Source organism: Bombilactobacillus bombi, from assembly GCF_013607485.1.
GTDB lineage: Bacteria > Bacillota > Bacilli > Lactobacillales > Lactobacillaceae > Bombilactobacillus > Bombilactobacillus bombi_A.
Window position 1 is genome coordinate 1 of sequence record NZ_SCHP01000132.1, and the last position, 1,092, is coordinate 1,092.

Consider the following 1,092-nt stretch of genomic DNA (forward strand, 5'->3'; position numbering starts at 1 on the left):
GTTACAATTAGTATGGATGATGAATTGCCTACCCAGCCAATTATTCAGCGTGCCTTACAATTAGGAAAACAAGTTTTTGTTCCCAAAACTTATGCCGATTATTCGATGGAATTTTTTAATTTAGACTCTCAAACTAAAATTCAAAAAACAAAATTTGGGGTATGGGAACCGGCTGCAGTGGATCCTTTATCCAAATCGGGTGCAGACTTAACAATTGTACCGGCTTTGGCGATTGCAGCGGATACCCATCAACGTTTAGGTTTTGGCGCTGGATATTATGATCGATATTTAGCCGCTCATCCAGCCACAACTAGTGTCACCTTAGCTTTGCCAGTTGTGCAGCTGGCAAGTGCTACCTGGCATTATCAACCATGGGATTATGCAATTGATTATATTATCACGGCAGAATAGAGGATAATTATGAAGCAGCTAAGACAACAGCCTTGGGCAACGTATCTCATCTTAGTAATTCAATTTTTAGTATTTATCTTAGAAATTGTACGTGGAGGCAGCCAAAATCTTGCTGCCTTGGTGGCAGTAGGGGCCAAAGTTAACGGCTTAGTCGCTCAAGGGCAATGGTGGCGACTGATTACTCCAATTTTTGTACACATCGGCTGGGAACATATTTTAATTAATTCTTTAACATTATATTTTATGGGTCAGCAATTAGAGTTTATATATGGGCCTTTAAAATTTATTCTTATTTATCTCTTAAGCGGTATTGGTGGCAATTTAATGAGTTTTGCCTTTGGCAGTAGTACATCTTTGTCAGCAGGAGCCAGTACTTCTTTATTCGGTTTGTTTGGTATTTATGTTGCTTTAGGATTAGTTTTCAAGAGTAATCAAGGGATGCGGCAATGGTCGCAGCAATTCTTAGTTTTAATTGTTTTCAATTTAGTTGCAGATATCTTTATGGGCGGAATTGATATTTGGGGACATATTGGCGGCGCAATTGTTGGTTTTCTATTAGGTTTTATAATCAGCATTCTACAAATGAAAAATGCGCAATCTAGATTATGGCGTATAATAAGCATTGTAGGTTTAATTTTATTAAGTGTGGTTTTGTATAGGATCTGTCTCTTTATACACATC

At 37.7% G+C, this 1,092-nt stretch carries 2 protein-coding genes; both read left to right on the forward strand.

Annotated elements, in window-relative coordinates; all coding sequences use genetic code 11:
* A partial coding sequence (locus EQ827_RS08775) for a 5-formyltetrahydrofolate cyclo-ligase (RefSeq protein ID WP_181190596.1) occupies positions 1-411 on the forward strand: 411 nt, incomplete at its 5' end.
* Between the two features lie 9 nt (positions 412-420).
* Positions 421-1,092: rhomboid family intramembrane serine protease (locus tag EQ827_RS08780; protein ID WP_181190597.1), on the forward strand; the 672-nt coding region annotated here is incomplete at its 3' end.